At 51.7% G+C, this 15,206-nt stretch carries 15 protein-coding genes; 5 read left to right on the plus strand and 10 right to left on the minus strand.

Annotated features, from left to right (window positions below; all coding sequences use genetic code 11):
- Positions 1-43: 43 nt before the first annotated feature.
- The gene (locus SELR_RS16835) at positions 44-814 is read right to left on the minus strand and encodes a vWA domain-containing protein (RefSeq protein WP_014431265.1); all 771 of its coding nucleotides are present in this window, start codon (positions 812-814) and stop codon (positions 44-46) included.
- 258 nt (positions 815-1,072) lie between these two features.
- Between SELR_RS16835 and hisC the strand changes: the two genes are divergently transcribed.
- Positions 1,073-2,125, plus strand: coding sequence for a histidinol-phosphate transaminase (gene hisC, locus SELR_RS16840; protein WP_014431266.1), 1,053 nt, complete (start codon positions 1,073-1,075; stop codon positions 2,123-2,125).
- A gap of 31 nt (positions 2,126-2,156) precedes the next feature.
- On the opposite strand, the gene SELR_RS16845 is transcribed toward hisC, so the two are convergent.
- The gene (locus tag SELR_RS16845) at positions 2,157-2,387 is read right to left on the minus strand and encodes a hypothetical protein (RefSeq protein WP_158645847.1); all 231 of its coding nucleotides are present in this window, start codon (positions 2,385-2,387) and stop codon (positions 2,157-2,159) included.
- 185 nt (positions 2,388-2,572) lie between these two features.
- On the opposite strand from SELR_RS16845, the gene SELR_RS16850 reads away from it, so the two are divergent.
- Both SELR_RS16850 and SELR_RS16855 read left to right on the plus strand, forming a co-directional pair.
- The gene (locus SELR_RS16850; protein WP_014431268.1) at positions 2,573-3,307 is read left to right on the plus strand and encodes a hypothetical protein; all 735 of its coding nucleotides are present in this window, start codon (positions 2,573-2,575) and stop codon (positions 3,305-3,307) included.
- Positions 3,308-3,465: 158 nt separating this feature from the next.
- Complete coding sequence (locus SELR_RS16855) at positions 3,466-4,458, plus strand: hypothetical protein (protein ID WP_014431269.1); 993 nt, start codon at positions 3,466-3,468, stop codon at positions 4,456-4,458.
- Positions 4,459-4,672: 214 nt separating this feature from the next.
- Here SELR_RS16855 and bioB read toward each other — a convergent pair whose 3' ends face one another.
- The 3 genes from bioB to nudC form a co-directional block, all read right to left on the minus strand.
- On the minus strand, positions 4,673-5,638 hold the full coding sequence (gene bioB, locus SELR_RS16860; RefSeq protein ID WP_014431270.1) for a biotin synthase BioB: 966 nt from the start codon (positions 5,636-5,638) through the stop codon (positions 4,673-4,675).
- A gap of 113 nt (positions 5,639-5,751) precedes the next feature.
- Positions 5,752-6,192, minus strand: a complete 441-nt coding sequence (locus SELR_RS16865; RefSeq protein WP_080585524.1) for an acyl-CoA thioesterase — start codon at positions 6,190-6,192, stop codon at positions 5,752-5,754.
- A 468-nt stretch (positions 6,193-6,660) separates the two neighbouring features.
- Positions 6,661-7,494: an NAD(+) diphosphatase gene (gene nudC, locus SELR_RS16870; protein ID WP_014431274.1), complete on the minus strand. Its 834-nt coding sequence runs from the start codon at positions 7,492-7,494 to the stop codon at positions 6,661-6,663.
- A gap of 219 nt (positions 7,495-7,713) precedes the next feature.
- Here nudC and SELR_RS16875 point away from each other — a divergent pair, with 219 nt between their 5' ends.
- The gene (locus SELR_RS16875) at positions 7,714-9,033 is read left to right on the plus strand and encodes a Na+/H+ antiporter NhaC family protein (protein WP_014431276.1); all 1,320 of its coding nucleotides are present in this window, start codon (positions 7,714-7,716) and stop codon (positions 9,031-9,033) included.
- A gap of 142 nt (positions 9,034-9,175) precedes the next feature.
- On the opposite strand, the gene SELR_RS16880 is transcribed toward SELR_RS16875, so the two are convergent.
- The 5 genes from SELR_RS16880 to SELR_RS16900 form a co-directional block, all read right to left on the minus strand.
- Complete coding sequence (locus tag SELR_RS16880) at positions 9,176-9,748, minus strand: hypothetical protein (RefSeq protein WP_014431277.1); 573 nt, start codon at positions 9,746-9,748, stop codon at positions 9,176-9,178.
- Positions 9,745-9,948 (minus strand): 4Fe-4S dicluster-binding protein, encoded by a 204-nt coding sequence (locus SELR_RS16885; protein WP_014431278.1) that lies wholly within the window; start codon positions 9,946-9,948, stop codon positions 9,745-9,747. The genes SELR_RS16880 and SELR_RS16885 overlap by 4 nt, the downstream gene beginning before the upstream one ends.
- A 130-nt stretch (positions 9,949-10,078) precedes the next feature.
- Positions 10,079-11,785: a DUF4153 domain-containing protein gene (locus SELR_RS16890; protein ID WP_014431279.1), complete on the minus strand. Its 1,707-nt coding sequence runs from the start codon at positions 11,783-11,785 to the stop codon at positions 10,079-10,081.
- 90 nt (positions 11,786-11,875) lie between these two features.
- Complete coding sequence (locus SELR_RS16895) at positions 11,876-13,051, minus strand: FAD-dependent monooxygenase (RefSeq protein WP_014431280.1); 1,176 nt, start codon at positions 13,049-13,051, stop codon at positions 11,876-11,878.
- Positions 13,052-13,223: 172 nt separating this feature from the next.
- Entirely contained in the window at positions 13,224-14,108 is an 885-nt protein-coding gene (locus SELR_RS16900) for a DMT family transporter (RefSeq protein WP_014431281.1), read from the minus strand.
- Between the two features lie 176 nt (positions 14,109-14,284).
- Here SELR_RS16900 and SELR_RS16905 point away from each other — a divergent pair, with 176 nt between their 5' ends.
- Complete coding sequence (locus SELR_RS16905) at positions 14,285-14,914, plus strand: lactate utilization protein (protein WP_014431282.1); 630 nt, start codon at positions 14,285-14,287, stop codon at positions 14,912-14,914.
- Positions 14,915-15,206: the final 292 nt, after the last annotated feature.

The following is a 15,206-nucleotide window of genomic DNA, read 5'->3' on the forward strand; positions in this document are numbered from 1 at the left end:
ACAACGTAAAAGCCCTCGGAACTTCCGGGGGTTTTCGTACCTTTTATTCTCCAGCATTTTTCCAACTTTCACCGACGCTGCCTGTTTCTCTCATCTCGCTGGCTGCTGCGTCCATTCTGTCAAAGGATTTCTTTACCCCGCTGCCGTCATGGCTGTAATTGACAGCATGTTTGGCATGGATGCCCAAAGCAGCCGCTTCTGCTACCGAATCGATATTGGCGCCCATAAAGATGAAATTCCAATTGTATTCTTTTGAGGCTTGTTGGATCATGGCTTTGACATCCGCCTTGCTGTATTCCTTACTGTCATTTTCCTTGCCGTCCGTCATGATCAAGAACAATACCCGCCGTTTGGCCGGGCAGATGCCCTCTGCCTTCATTTTCCCCAACGTGCTGTTGATGGTTCGTCCTACAGCATCCAGCAGGGCGGTCATGCCCCGGGCGTAATATTCCGTGTCGGTGAGTTCCGGCACTTTCTTTATGTCCACAGCATCCACGATTTTCTCATATTTGTCATCAAAAAGCACAGTGGTGACTTCAGCCTTCCCTTTTTCTTCACGCTGCTTGGCTATGAAGGAATTATACCCGCCAATGGTATCCTCGGTCAGATGACGCATGGAGCCGGAACGGTCGAGAATGCAGATCAGCTGCACCGGTTCGGCAGTTGTCCGGTCACATGCAGCCGTATGCTCATGCGTGAGCAGCTGATGGTGAACTGCCGGCCGCGACGGCTTATCCGGCGGCAGGACTCTTGCCGAACAGACGCCAAAGTTCACCGTCAAAAGCATCGCTAACATCACGAAAAAGCGAAACATATAACATGCACCTCCCACATCACAATCCAATCACAAAAACTTTCTTTCCTTGTAATATCCTAATTTCGCTGCCAACGAAAAAAATCCTTTAGCCTGCATTCATAGTTCAAGACCAAAAATTCGCGGGGCGAATACTTTAGCATAATAAAGCTTTCTGCCAAAAGGAAGTGATACCACAAGCCGTGACAAATACCTTATAAATTGGTAAAATAAGAGCATAGTTGTAAACTTGTAACTCTCGAGGAGGTATGTATATATATGAGCCTGGCCGATAATATTCGCAAAGTCACGCCTTATACGCCGGGGGAACAGCCCCAGCACAAAGTCATCAAGCTGAATACCAATGAATTCCCCTACCCGCCTTCCCCAAAGGTGGTGGAGGCTATCCGCGCCATCAATGCCTCGAAGCTGCGGCTTTATCCCGATCCGGACTGCCGGGAACTGCGGGAGACGCTGGCAGAGGAATACGGTCTGGAGCCGGAGCAGGTCTTCGTAGGCGTAGGGTCTGACGATGTGCTTTCCATGTGCTTCCTCACCTATTTTGCGGGGAAAAAGCCCATTCTCTTCAACGATATCACCTATTCCTTTTATGAGGTCTGGGCAGATGTATATCGCATTCCCTATGAAACAGTGCCCCTGCGGGAAGATTTCACCTTTGATCCCGCCGGCTTTATAAAGGAAAACGGGGGCATTGTGATTTGCAATCCCAATGCCCCCACCAGCCTGGAAGCAAATATGGACGATATTGAAAAAGTCGTAGCGGAAAATCAGGACTCCGTGGTGCTCATCGACGAGGCCTATGTGGATTTCGGCGGCCATACGGCCCTGCCCCTGCTGAAGAAATATCCCAATGTGGTCATCATCCGTACCATGTCCAAGTCCCGGGCGCTGGCTGGTCTCCGAATCGGCTATGCCTTTGGCAGCCGGGAACTCATCAAGGCGCTCCACGATGTGAAATTCTCAGTAAACTCCTACACCCTGAACATGCCGTCTCTGGCAGCAGGCGTCGCCGCCGCCAATGACCGGGAGTATTTTGAGGAAACGGTGGATCGTGTGCTGGTAACCCGGGAGAAGGCCCAGGAGACCTTGCGTGCCTTTGGCTTCACGGTGCTGGAATCCCGCACGAATTTCCTCTTTGCCAAGCCGCCTGCTTCCATAACAGCAGAGAACCTCTTTGAGCAGCTGAAGGAACGAAATATTTATGTGCGATATTTCAAGAAGCCCAGACTTTCCGAGTATTTGCGGATCACGATTGGAACGGACACGGAGATGCAGGAATTTGTCAAAGTCCTGCAGCAGATACTTCCCTAAGGATAAAGTCAAATGATTGACAGGTCAAAAATCATTTATTTCTTTTTCGCACCACATAAGCCCCCAGATATAACATGGCGGAAAGCTCTGCCATGGCCTTGCCCAGCCGCAGAGGATCAAAGGGACGGGGCTGATGTTTTTTCCTGTTGCTGCCATCCTGTGGCGGCTTTTGCTGGGACGAAGTGACAAAGGGGGCAGAGATCCATTTGCCAAAGCCCGAATCCACGAAACCGTACGCACCCAGACACAAGATCCCAGCCATCAGCAGGGATGTCAATATTTTGGGCACCTTATTCAGGCATATCCGCTCCTCAGTCTTTTATCCCGCTATCTTAGCAGGTACAACAGAAAAAACTACAACAAATATTACGAAACGCTTCTAAGGATAATCTAATGCACCTGTGGTATATTGGTCGTTGTTGAATGACAGGAAAGGCTGGGTGCAGAATGTTGAATACACTGAAACGATGGTTTATCTTTGAATCCCGTTTTCTCTCTGAGGATGAACGCTACGACAAATATCTATGGTTATTGAAATTATCTCTATTGTCCACTGTATTTTATGTGTTGGCTTACGTCGTGAACGCTTCGGCTGCCTTGTTCATCATGGGGGCGATAAACACCTTCCTGTACCTTTGGCTGACGGTAATCATCTGGCAGGAGGCCTGGAAGAGCCGGGCTGTCCATTTCATATTCCGGCTGATGCTCTGCGCAGCCAGCAGCATATTCCTGACCATGATGCTGTTTGCGTTCCTGGGGCCTTTGGCCTTTGTGCTGATGGCTATGGTAACCGTCTTTGCCAATCGGAAACAGCTGCGGAAATTCCTGCCCTACAAGAAATTCCTCCAATATGTCGGCCTCTGGATGGTGCTGACCTTGCTGATCTTCGTGCTGGATACCATCTGGTCATTGGAAACAGCAGCAGAGGTTTTCAATCTACCCATATTCCTGAACCTGATTAAAAGGCTGATCTTATTTTACTTTCTCTATCGTCTCCTGCGCCATGAATACCTCCAGGGACGCCCCCTGAAAGAATCCATACGCATACTCCTGCTGATTCCCCTCACGGGCCTGTTCCTGCTGCTGGGCTGGCTGACAATCCTTCCCTTCGGCAATGTATCCAGCAAAAGCCTGTTCGGCGATAAAGATCACGACTTCCTGGCCATGCCCGGACATGGATAAACAAAGCAAAACTCCTGCCACAATTTTTTCTTTGGCAGGAGTTTTGCTTTGGGCGTCGAAATATAATTTACAAAATATTGGCAACTTAATAAGGGACCTTGTAGGTCTGCTCGTATCGTTCGTGAAGGGAAGAGCCTTGTGCCCTGCCCTGCTTTGTCGTGGCCACCGCTCCGCCTGATGGCGCTACATTATCCCCTGCCGCAGGCGAAACCGCCACGAATAAGCAGCTGACCGTAACAGGTGGGAATTGGTACTATCTCTACGGCGGGAAAGCTACTAGCAGTTCCGATGACCTGACCGGGTATAACCTGACATTGGACGGCGTATCCTCTGTCTACTACTATTCCTACGGCGCCTATAGCTCTAACGGCGATGCCACTGAAAACAACGTTATTCTAATCAACGGCGCCTCCTCTCAGGAAGTCCACGGCGGCCATAGCGAAGCAGAGGGCAAAAACGCCAATAACAATCATCTGACCATAACCAACGCCTCAACCAGAAGCAGTGTTTACGGAGGATCTAGCAAAAAAGGCGCTGCCAACTATAACACGGTAACCATCACAGGGAAACCCGAGGGAAGCGATTATAGCGTCGCAGGTTCTATTTATGGCGGTCGCAGCAAATACGAAAAAGAGGCCTGCCACAACAGCGTTACCCTGACCGATACTGCGGTAAATAGTTCTGTAACTGGCGGTAATTCAAGCTATATTTCCTACGACGGAACCGACAGTGTCACGGCAGCCATCAGCGTGGCGGGGCTGGCCTCTGACAATCAGGCCAATGTCAACGGCAGCGAGGTCAAGGGCAATGTTACCGCTGCCGACAGCCAGACCGGCAATGCGGCCAATAATGTCGCCACGGTCAAGGACAAGGCAAACAATCTGCTCCACGGCTACATCATGAAACGCGACCATTGGAACTACTACACCGGTCTGGCCTATGAATACGAGCTTGACGGTGAAGCCACCGGCACCGCCAACGGCCTTGCCATCCGCAAAGCCGACACCGGCGGCGGCAGTGTGAAATTGGAACTTGGTGCCACCATGCACTCCTCTCAGGATTCTCCCTGGAAACTTGACCTGAACCTCACCGGCTTCGCGGGGAAGAAACGGGGCGTATCCGGCGGCTTGTCCATCGCCTATCTGTTCTGACCGTCAAAACAATACAAATAAATGTGTCCTTGGAAAATTCCCAATCAAAAAGACCTCCTGAACTGGAGGCCTTTTTTTCTTCCCCATATTAAATATAGTATTCCGTTCCACCCCCAGCTGTTCCAAACGCAGCACCTGGTCACGCAATTTATGCGTTCCCAGGTGAATTCTTCTGATTTTCTTACTGACATCAAGCAGCGAATGCCTGTCAGGCTTACCGATTGCTAAGACCAAGATCTGCCAGGATGGCCAGATCTTCTTTGATGGTGGTGCCCGAGGTGGTCAGCATATTGCCGGTGATGGAGGCAGAAGCTCCATGGACAAAGGCTGTGGCCCCATTCTGGGGCAGCAGTTTCCGTCCCGCCGCCAGACGGATATTGGCCTCAGGGTTGATGAAGCGGAAGATGGCAATGGTGCGCAGAATATCTTCCGGTTTCAGCGGTTCTCTGTCCTCCAGCCCCGTTCCTTTGATGGCCATCAGGGCATTGATGGGGATGGACTGGATATGCAGTTCCGCCAGACTCAGGGCCATATCCAGACGATCCTCCCAAGTCTCCCCCATGCCGATGATGCCGCCAGAGCAAACGCACATGCCTTCTTCCTGAGCGATTTTAATGGTTTTGATGCGGTCATCATAGGTATGGCTGGTGCAGATTTGCGGGAAGAAGCGCCGGGAAGTCTCAATGTTATGGTGATAGCTGGTAACCCCGGCCTGCCGCAGGCGGCGGAACTGCTCCCGGCTGATGATGCCATGGGAAGCACAAAGATCGATATGCAAAGTCTCATGCATCTCCTCATAGGTTTCGATGGCCTGATCGAACTCCCTGCCCCCCAAGGCCCGGCCAGAGGTTACGATGGCAAAGCGGTTGACACCAGCTGCCTCGTTGGCTCTGGCATTGGCGATGATTTCCTCCTTGAGCAGGAAATCATATTCCTCAATGCCCGTCTTATGGCAGGCCGCCTGGGCACAGTATTTACAATTCTCACTGCAGCGCCCGCTGCGGCCGTTGATGATGGTACAGAGATCGATATGGTTACCGCAAAAATGCTTTTGCAGACGCCCGGCCCCTTCCATCAATTCCACCAATGGTGCCGTGAGCAGCAGGCTGAGATCATCCCCCCGCCCCAGGCGCTGGCCAGCAATTATCTTTTCCGTCAATGCCCCGATAGCTGATTTCATCCCTCATCATATCCTTTGCTTGAAAATACGTTCTCTTACAAGGATAATAAAAAAAGCCTCTTATGTCAACATGAAAATAAATCCAAGTTGACATAAGAGGCCCTGCCCACAACTTATTGCTTGTTCTGTTTCATTTTCTTGCGCTCATGATACATCTCATGACGCTTGCGACCCTCTTCAAAGGCTGCTTTTGCCTCTTCCGTCTCCAGCTTGAGCGGCGGTACCGGACGGGGACGGCCATTGCGATCCAGCGCCACCATGGTGAAGTAGGCAGACAGGGCATGCACAGGCGTGCTGCTGCCCAGATCCAGGGCCTCCACCTCTACATTGACTGCCACTTCGATGGAACTATGCCCCACGTAAATGACCTCAGCTGTGCAGGTCACCAGATCGCCAATCATGATGGGCGTATGGAATTCCAATTCATCCACCCGGGCCGTGACCACATTGGTCTTGGCATACTTGCGGGCAGCAGCATAAGCCGTGGAATCCATCATCTTCATGAGCTCGCCCCCATGAACATTCCCGCTGGGATTGGTTTGGCTGGGCATCATAACTTCGGACAATATAACTTTTGACACGTTGAACCTCCAATATCTGTAAAACTTTACCACTTCGGCAAATTATCACTTCAAGTGAGTATAAATTGTAACTATTATACCGCTACTAATTCCAAAATGAAAGTGATTTTATCACAAAAATCAGCTCTGGAGAATATAAAACCAAGGCACTACTAGCCTGAATTTTTATATAATACTTTATATTGAAAATTTTATCCATTCTTATGATTTTCTAACCTGACCCTACACAAAGCCGGCAAATACCAGGAAAAGATTGAAAAACTGCTGGTGGACTGCAACTTCATTTCTTTCTGTTGCGGCCTGATAAAGAAAGACTATGAGGAAGCCTGCGAAGTGGAAGGACTCAACGAAGCGGACTGATATGGTCAAAAAGTGGGATTGACTGGTCAAATGTCAACTTTGACCAGTCAATCCCACTATTTTTTGCGCTTATGACGGTAATTATATTTTCCCGGCCTTGAAGTCCATCATCATCTGATGGGTCAGGCTCCAATCGTCGGGCTGGCCCTGAATGTCCTCACGCTTCACCCAAAGGGCCTCTTTAAGTTCATTCCGATCCATATGGATGGTAGTATCTCCGTCCACATCACAGTAAAAGCCCACAATCAGATCCTGCACACTGCCCCATGGCTGGGATTTATAATAGCGGATATTCTTAACCGCCAGCCCAGTTTCCTCCCGGACTTCCCGGGCCACACATTCCTCCAATGTCTCACCGATTTCCGTGAAACCAGCCACCAAGGCATAAAATGGTATATCCCGCTTGGCGTATTTCGTCAACAGGATCTCATCGCCATTGATGACGCCAGCCACCACCGCAGGAATGATGCGGGGATAGATCACATGTCCGCAGTTGTCGCATGTCAAAGCCCGCTCCTTGGCCGCATAGCTGGTAAGATGGCCGCAGCGGCCGCAAAAATGATTGTCTGCGTACCAGGAAATAAGATGCCAGGCCGTATAGGCCGCATACATGTACTCTCTGGGCCCCTGCAACTGCCAGCGTATTTCCCGCAGCGACTTGTAGCTGTAGCCCGGCAGGGGCTCAATGTGCTCTCCCAGGATATGATACACACCATGGCCATCCAAAGAGAAAAGATACTGATAGTGGAACTTATTGGATCGGATTTCCTGACGTTTCGGAAAACGCATCTTTCCGGGCTCCCCTCCCACCAGCAGGCCATCCCTGCGGGCAAAAATGATGATATCGTCTTTCCACGGCTCAGCGTGGGGTACAAACTCATTGGCCAATCTATGGGGATTGATTTCATGCAGCATATCCGCACACATCCTTTACATTTATCAAGTTTATCCATGAATTATCATCTATTATACTACCATCATGCTGACAATTGCAAAAAATACCCGCAATTTCCTCTATTTGTCCCATAATACCTATCAAATGCCCGGGGGACTTGCCACGACGGAATATCCTGCCGTATAATAAGGAGCAGTGCGCTTTATTTTTGACAAAATTTAACAAAGGATGATGAATCAATGAAACAAACTGACTGTCAGCCCCGGCCCCATGCGCTGGCGCTGCTGCCCATATTGGTCTTTCTCCTGCTCTATCTGGGGGCGGGAATCTGGTATGAATACATTGCCCCGGTGGAAGGGCAGATGGGCTTCTATGTGATGTCCGTGGTTGTGGCCTTCGGCCTGGCCCTGATCGTGGCCTTTGTACAGAACCGCAAACGCCTCTTTGTGGAAAATATCCAGCTCTGCGCCCAGAGCATCGGCGATGTAAACATCACCATCATGCTCTTCATCTTCCTGATGGCCGGTGCTTTCAGCGGCATCGCCAAGGCCGCTGGCGGGGTGGAGAGCACTGCCCATCTGCTGCTGAATTTCGTGCCGGGAACCCTGGCCGTACCGGGACTCTTCCTCATCGCCTGCCTGATTTCCATGTCCATGGGTACCAGCGTGGGCACCATCACGGTGCTGGTGCCCATTGCCGCCTCCGTGGCTGAAAACGCTGGCCTGAGCCTGCCACTGACCGTGGCTTCGGTGGTTGGCGGGGCCATGTTTGGGGATAACCTTTCCTTTATCTCCGACACCACCATTGCCGCCACCCGCACCCAGGGCACCCGCATGCAGGACAAATTCTATGCCAATCTCAAGCTGGCCCTGCCGGCGGCCCTCATAACCCTGATCCTGCTGGTTATCCTGTCCCTGTCCGGCGGAGCAGCGGAGCTGGGCACCTTTGACTACTCCCTGCTGCTGGCCCTGCCCTATTTCCTCGTCCTGCTCATGGCCCTGACAGGGCGCAACGTCTTCCTCGTCCTGGGTACGGGCATCCTGCTGTTCTTTGTGCTGGGACTGGCCACAGGCATGACCGACCTTTCCCGGGCCTTTTCCGCCATGGGCGCTGGCACCAACGGCATGTTCGAGACCATGATCGTCACGATACTGGCCGCTTCCATCAGCGCCATTATGCGGGATGGCGGCGGCTTTGCCGCCCTACTGGCCTTTATCCGCCAGCATTTCAAGGGCCGGCGCGGCGGCCGGCTGGGCATCGGCCTTTTGACCATCCTCATGGATGTAGCCACTGCCAACAACACCGTGGCCATCGTGGTAGCCGGCCCCATTGCCAGGAACATCAGCGAGGAATACGGCATCGAACCGCGGGAAAGCGCCTCCCTGCTGGATACCTGCTCCTGCATCGCCCAGGGCATTATCCCCTACGGCGCCCAACTGCTGATTGCCTCCGCCATTGCCGGCATCACCAGCCTCAGCATCATCCCCTTCCTGTTCTATCCCTTCTTCCTGGCCATGGCCGTCCTGATCTGGATTGCCCTTGACCGAAAAAATGTATAAAAAGCAAGATGAAAAATCTCTTGATTTTTCATCAGCCCTTACACGAAATCTAAGCAATTCTGCGCCTTACAGGCTTGACTTGCAAAGATTTCATAGCAAAAATGGCGGCTGCACAGTTTTATGCAGCCGCCATTTTCTATACTCAGGAATCCACCGGCGCCTTGACCTTGCAAATCAATTGGGTCAGCGTGCCCATGGGACAGTATACGCACCAGGAGCGGGGCCGGTACAGAAGCATGGTGACCAAAGCGATGACCTCTGAGGTCAGCATCAGACTGTAGAGCCCAAAAGCAAACTGCGCTGCCCAGGGACTTACCGTACCAGAATAGGCCCATTGCCAGGGAAACTGCCAGGTCCAGAGAAGCGTCACCACTTCATGCAGCGACTGGACACCGCTAAAAACCAGCCAGGTGCTGTAGAGAACACTGCCGAACATGCCAAAGAAAAAGACCATGAAACCATAGCGGAAGGCCTTGCTCCTCATCCAGGCCGGCATCTCCCGACGGCGGGAAAAGCCTAGCTGCCCCAGAGCCCTGAGGGTCTGCCCCCTGTCACAATAGCGATTGCAGAAGAGTTTGTTGCCAAAGCCAATGGCCAGGATAAGGGGCAGACTGAAACTAATGAGCCCCAGCCAGGCAAAAAGGATATTGAAAAAGCCCATGCCAAAGTAAATCAGGGACCAGATCCACAGATAGTGATACCAGTGCTTTTTCATGCCCCCACCTCCAACGTGATGACAGAAGCCGGACACTCCCGGGCACATCTGCCGCAGCCCACGCAAAGCCCTGCCTCCACCTGGGCATAACAGCCCCTTATGATCTGCACAGCTCCCCGGGGACAGACATCCACACAGGTGCCGCAGGCCACGCAATCTGCCGCCTGTACCACAGCATGACGCTTATTTCGCATATTCATAATTACAGCCCTCCAAATATAAGCTGTAATTATTATATAGCAGCGTTTCGGAAAATAACTGTGAGTCAGTCACATGCATAAAAAGCGGCTGAATAGTCAGATCCCTGACCGTTCAGCCGCTTTATTTTCTTTACTTTTTCAGCAGATACCCGCGCCCATTGGCCCGTACCACACTGCCTGCTTCATCCTGCCAAAGCTCCAGCTCGGTAAAGTACAGCATGGTCTGCTCATCCAGCATATAGGGCCCATCCAGGGTGATATGCTTTTCCTGCCGCTTGGCGAATTTCGTTTTCTCCCAGGGCACATCCGCCTTGGCCGCCGCCAGATTGGTCAGATAATCCCTGAGGTCAATCCGCCGCTGCTTCCCTTCTTCCAGCGGAATGGTTGCCATAAAGTTTTTGATGCCAAAAGGATAGGCCAGCTGACAGCCCGCTACAGGAATTCCCGTCCGGCTTGGCCGGAAGACCAGCCGATATTCCGGCTGCTTAGGCGGCAGCTCCTTGACCGCATTTTTCCCGGGAAGATAAGGCCGCCATTCGGTCGCCTTTACCTGTCGGCAGATATCCTCCCGATCATCCGCGCCAAAGCCGCGGATATAATCCACGCAGCTTTTCACCGCCGCAGCATTCTGGGCAGAAACCGGATGGGTCAGAGAAATCCTCCCATCTTCATACAATCCCTCCTGAGCCAGCAACCGGATCAGGCGGGCCTGCTGATCATGCAGGGGCACCCGCAGCACATTCAGGGGCGAAATGGAAAACACCACCACCAGTACGGCAGCTGTCAGAAACAGCGGACGGATGCCCTGCCGCAGGAAGCGGAAGGCCAGGAACAAAACACCATAAGCCGTGCAGATCATGGACAGATAGCGCAAAGTCGTCAGGCCATAGGCCTCATACCGCACCCATACGCCATAGGACTGAACCAGCAGGATCGGCAGAAACCAGACCAGTCCCCAGCACATGAACCGGCCAAACCAGGGCTTTGGCATATCGTTCCAGAAAAAATAGAAGAAGCCATAACCCAGCAAGGCCAGAGAAGCATACTTATTCATTTCACCAATCGGCATAGTCTGCTGGAAAATGATCTTGCCGATATAGAGGTAAAGAATCAGCAGCAGAAATACATAGCAAGGCAGCACCAACCTCATGATTACATTAGTCAGGGATGAATCCACAAGCTCACAATTCTCCTGAGCCCGGGGCAGCAGACACAAACAGACATTAATGGCACAGACACAGGGCAGGACCCCTAGCACAAAGAGCCGCAGCTCCAAAGAAAGATCTGTCAGCAGGATCTGCACCGCAGCCAAACAGATCCCCAACAACAGCGAGATCAACATGCCGATAACACCGCCGCTTATCAGGGCATTCATGCCGCTGCGCAGTTGTGCACTCTGGCGCTCCTTATCCTGAGGCAGCAACAGGTAAAAGATCAGGCAGGACCAGAAAAGGGGACAGGCCAGATAAAACATGGCCTCTTCGCCCCCCTCCAATAGATGCCGCCCCGCTTCAAACACCAGGCTCCAAACTGCCAGCATACACCAGATTTTCCAGCGATACCGCCCCAGCTGCCAGTCCGGCCTGCGTTCCCGCCAAAGTTCAGCAGCCACAGCCACCAACAGCAGCACTATCAGCCGCATCGTCCAAATCAGCCAGTCCCGCTCAAAGGCCTCCACTTTGTAAGTCCAAAGCATTCCGCCTTGATAAACCAACAATAACAGGTTGCACAAAGCCGCTTCCGGAAAACGCTCCCCCAACAGCCTGCAGCCTACGCGGAAGATTTCCTTATAGTTATCCCGCAAGCTTCGAAAGCCCATAATCGATCTTTTTTCCATAAATTTTTCACCTCACCGGAATCATTATCCCATGGCAAGGTTAGAGATCGATTAGATTGTCCCAATATTGATTTCTCTGCCCTGAAGGGGTTAGCTGACTTTTTTCCCCAAGCGGGAAATAAACTGACAGGCTGTACGGAAGTAAATACCCAGATTGCCATAATGTTTTCCCAGATTTCGGACATACGGTGCCATGGCCTCTTCATAGGGTTCACCCCCCAGCAAAGCATTCGTCAGCAACTGCGCCGAAACCATGGCATAGTGGATACCGCCACCGGTAAATGGATCGGCCAGGCCGGCTGCATCTCCCAACAGATACACATCTTCCCCAGGCTGCAGGAGCACATCATTTCCCTTAGGCAGCAAAGCACCGCGTAGATGCTTGATTTCCTTTAAGCCCAGACGCTCAGCAAAATCTTGCAAGCGCTGACGGCAGACACCGCTGTCCTTTTTCCCCAGTTCGTGATAGCCGCAGCCCAAGGTCGCATCCTCACCGCGGGGAGCATACCAGCTGTACCCCTTCGCCCCCGAGGCAAATTCCACCACAGTCTCCTCCCGGATCAGGGGCACGCTGGCCTCCAGAATCAGGGCGTGATTCTGCATTTTCCCCGTCAGCATACGGCGGACAACAGAAGCTGCCCCATCGGCGCCAATGAGTGTCTTATAGCTTACCGTAAATTTTTCCTTGGTGCGCAGATCTATGCACGTAGCCACATGCGCCTTTACATCCAGGGAACATATTGTGGTGCGGTCCAAAACCTGTCCGCCATTTTCCTGATAACGGGTCAGCAGATAATCGTCCAGACGCTTCCGGGGAAGAGCCCGATAAGAAGCCACATCATGATCTCCATATCCCAGCGCATGACGCAGAATCTTGCGGGCAGCAGCCTTACCACCGCGCAGCAGATAACTGCGGATGATCTCGCCAAAATTATTCTGCTTCTCCTCCAGCTGAGAAGCCGGTGCAGCGGCTTTAGGATCAGCCGCCATATTCGGCAGAGGTTTCACCAGTTCCCGTTCCCCACAGAGCAAGTGTAGTTTTACAATAGGTTGAGGATCCAATCCGGCCTCGTCCATTGTCATGCCGAACACGTTAAAAAAAGCCCGTTCTGCCGGTGGTTCCAGCAGTCCGGCACAAAGCTTGTTCTTCGTCCGGGCATCCAGCATTTCCAAAGTCAGCACATCTTTGCCGGCTTTCCGCAGCAAATACCCCATGGTACTGCCAGCTGCGCCTGCACCGATAATCAAATATTCTGTTGTCCGCATCAATCTCGTCCTCTCAATTCTCTTTATATGCCAAAGTCAATCCTCTGGCAAATTCCCTATATATCCAAAAGTCTAGCATGGAATAATGTCCATGTCAAAACTGACCAGTCAAATGACTGGTCAGTTTTGACATATGCACTTGCATCATTCCGAATAAATCGCCACAGAAGCATCAGTTTGATCTATTCATGATCGTCCGCAGCTGGCTGACAATGACACCGGCAAACATCAGGATACAGCCCCAAAGCTGGGCTGTGGTCATCTGCTCTCCCAAAATCAGAAAGCTGGCCAAAGCCCCGAACACCGCTTCAAAGCTCATAATTACCGCCGCCTCGCTGGGAGCCGCGTATTTCTGTCCCACGATCTGCAAGGTAAAGGCCACACCAGTCGAAAGCACACCAGCATAAGCTATGGATATCCAGGAATTGAGCACGGGCGCCAGTGTCATCGTTTCCGTCCCCAAGGCGGCCAAAAGACTGGCCACAAAGCAGCAGATGGTCTGGCTTAAGGAAAGTTCCAGCACATCAGCATGGGGCGCAAAACGGTCAATATAAAGAATCTGCGCCGTCCAGCCCAAAGCACTGAGGGCCACCAACATATCCCCGGGGTTCAGGGTGATCGTCCCCTGAATAGTCAGCAGGTAAAGTCCTCCCATGGCCAGCATGGCCCCCATCCAGTTGACCATATATACCCGGGCCAGCCGGAACAGCGCCGCCCCCAAAGGCACGAGCACAATATAGAGCGCCGTGATAAAAGATGTCTTACCCACCGTGGTAAATTGCAGGGCATACTGCTGCAGAGAGCTGGCTGTAAAAAGCAGCAGACCGGCCCCCAGCCCCAGCTTCCAGCCGGAATGATGCAAGCCTCGCTGTTTCCGGTACTCGCGCCGCTTTCGATCCAGCAGCCAAAGCCCGGCCAAAAACAGTGTCCCCAAAAAGAAGCGGGCCGCGGCATAAGTAAAAGGCCCCAGTTCCTCCATGCCCACCTGCTGGGCCACAAAAGTCGTCCCCCAGATAAAGGCCGCAATCAACAGAAAGATATTGCCCCGCATTTGCATCAATGAATTCTCCTTTATTTAACAGATGGCTTCATGCTATAACAAAAGGTCTGACATGTCAATAAACTGACCTTAAACGATCTGTAAACAGTTTATAAATTCCTCTCCCCAGCAGGAAACCTCCTGGAATATGGCGAAGTAAAAATTGTATTGATAAATATTAGGAGGAGAGCAAGATGAACGAAAATATCCGCAAACGCAATGAGCTGCTGGCCCAGACGGTGATCAAAGGCCTGAAATCCCGTAATATGGAAGGCTTTTATGCCAAGGACAAAGAAGAAGCCCTAAAGGTAGCTCTGGAACTCATTCCCCAGGGCAGTACCGTCACCATGGGCGGCGGCATGAGCGTCCACGAAATTGGCCTGACGGAAGCATTGGTCAAGGGCGACTACAATTTCATCGACCGGGACAAGATGGAAGACAAGCGTCAGGCCATGCTCAAGGCTTACGATGCCGATGTATTCCTCTCCAGCACCAATGCCATGACCCAGGATGGTATTCTGGTCAATATTGACGGCAATGCCAATCGGGTATCCGCCATCGCCCAGGGCCCCAAGAAGGTTCTCTTCATTGTCGGCCTCAACAAGGTCTGTGACGATCTGGACGGCGCCATGAAGCGGGCCCGCAATGTGGCCGCGCCCATCAATGCCCAACGCTTCGGCCTCAGCACCCCCTGCGCCAAAACCGGCGCCTGCTTCGACTGCAAAAGCCCCGATACCATCTGCTGCCAATTCCTGATCACCCGCTATTCCCTGCATCCGGGACGCATCCAGATTATTCTCGTCAATGACAGCTTGGGCTTCTAAAAAATACATTTACCAGACGGCAAGGACGATCAGCCAAAATCGTCCCTGCCGTTTTCTTTTATTGTCAACAATCACCTGCCCCTAAATTCGCCGAGCGAATACTTTAGTATAATAAAGTATTCGCTTTTGTGCTTTATAATATTCTTGCAAATCAGATTTTCCTGTCAAGGCAGGAGATATTTTTTACTAACTTAATTAAGTTTCCTTGCTTTTTAATTATTTTTATGGTATTATCTCTACATAACTTAGTTAAATTTTGATATTTTAATTATGCTAGAAAGGGGATACACCC

The sequence above is a fragment of the Selenomonas ruminantium subsp. lactilytica TAM6421 genome, assembly GCF_000284095.1.
Taxonomy (GTDB): domain Bacteria; phylum Bacillota; class Negativicutes; order Selenomonadales; family Selenomonadaceae; genus Selenomonas_A; species Selenomonas_A lactilytica.

Bases quoted from the DNA above. Each gene is read 5' to 3' on its own strand.
- SELR_RS16835 (WP_014431265.1), bottom strand. From the start codon at position 814: ATGTTTCGCTTTTTCGTGATGTTAGCGATGCTTTTGACGGTGAACTTT.
- hisC (WP_014431266.1), top strand. From the start codon at position 1,073: ATGAGCCTGGCCGATAATATTCGCAAAGTCACGCCTTATACGCCGGGG.
- SELR_RS16845 (WP_158645847.1), bottom strand. From the start codon at position 2,387: ATGGCTGGGATCTTGTGTCTGGGTGCGTACGGTTTCGTGGATTCGGGC.
- SELR_RS16850 (WP_014431268.1), top strand. From the start codon at position 2,573: ATGTTGAATACACTGAAACGATGGTTTATCTTTGAATCCCGTTTTCTC.
- bioB (WP_014431270.1), bottom strand. From the start codon at position 5,638: ATGAAATCAGCTATCGGGGCATTGACGGAAAAGATAATTGCTGGCCAG.
- SELR_RS16865 (WP_080585524.1), bottom strand. From the start codon at position 6,192: ATGATGCCCAGCCAAACCAATCCCAGCGGGAATGTTCATGGGGGCGAG.
- nudC (WP_014431274.1), bottom strand. From the start codon at position 7,494: ATGCTGCATGAAATCAATCCCCATAGATTGGCCAATGAGTTTGTACCC.
- SELR_RS16875 (WP_014431276.1), top strand. From the start codon at position 7,714: ATGAAACAAACTGACTGTCAGCCCCGGCCCCATGCGCTGGCGCTGCTG.
- SELR_RS16880 (WP_014431277.1), bottom strand. From the start codon at position 9,748: ATGAAAAAGCACTGGTATCACTATCTGTGGATCTGGTCCCTGATTTAC.
- SELR_RS16885 (WP_014431278.1), bottom strand. From the start codon at position 9,948: ATGAATATGCGAAATAAGCGTCATGCTGTGGTACAGGCGGCAGATTGC.
- SELR_RS16890 (WP_014431279.1), bottom strand. From the start codon at position 11,785: ATGGAAAAAAGATCGATTATGGGCTTTCGAAGCTTGCGGGATAACTAT.
- SELR_RS16895 (WP_014431280.1), bottom strand. From the start codon at position 13,051: ATGCGGACAACAGAATATTTGATTATCGGTGCAGGCGCAGCTGGCAGT.
- SELR_RS16900 (WP_014431281.1), bottom strand. From the start codon at position 14,108: ATGCAAATGCGGGGCAATATCTTTCTGTTGATTGCGGCCTTTATCTGG.
- SELR_RS16905 (WP_014431282.1), top strand. From the start codon at position 14,285: ATGAACGAAAATATCCGCAAACGCAATGAGCTGCTGGCCCAGACGGTG.